General features: G+C 73.8%; 1 protein-coding gene. It reads right to left on the bottom strand.

Annotated features, from left to right (window positions below):
- Positions 1–619, bottom strand: a 619-nt coding sequence (locus tag ABEB16_RS18775) for a GTP-binding protein (RefSeq protein WP_345713734.1), incomplete at both ends; no start/stop codon positions are given.

Raw genomic sequence — 619 nt, 5'->3', positions numbered from 1 at the left:
TCCAGGTGCTCCATCAGGGTGGGGCCGGTGTACCAGGGGGTGCTGGCGGAGCGGTGCACCACGTTGTCGCCGTGCTTGGCCGCGATCGGCACCACCAGCAGGTCCACCGCGCCGCCCCCGACGCCCTGCAGGCGTCGGGCCATGTCCTGCAGCTCGGCCTCGACCTGGCGGAAGCGGGTCTGGTCGAAGTCGACGAGGTCCATCTTGTTGACCGCGGCGACCAGGTGGGGCACCCCGAGCAGGGTGGCGATGCGGGCGTGGCGGCGGGTCTGGCGCAGCACCCCGGCGCGGGCGTCGACCAGCAGCACCGCCACGTGGGCGTTGGAGGCGCCGGTGGCCATGTTGCGGGTGTAGCGCTCGTGGCCGGGGGTGTCGGCCAGCACGAAGGAGCGCCGGGCGGTGGCGAAGAAGCGGTAGGCCACGTCGATGGTGATGCCCTGCTCGCGCTCGGCGCGCAGCCCGTCCGACAGCGCCGCCAGGTCCGGCACGCCCTCGCCGTCGCGCACGGCGTCGAGGTGGTCCAGCGGCAGGGAGTCGGTGTCGTGCAGGATCCGCCCGATCAGGGTGGACTTGCCGTCGTCCACCGACCCCGCCGTCGCCAGCCGCACCAGCTCACGGG

It is taken from the genome of Kineococcus glutinatus, from assembly GCF_039542765.1.
Taxonomy (GTDB): Bacteria; Actinomycetota; Actinomycetes; order Actinomycetales; family Kineococcaceae; genus Kineococcus_A; species Kineococcus_A glutinatus.
This window is presented reverse-complemented; position numbering and strand designations above follow the sequence as displayed.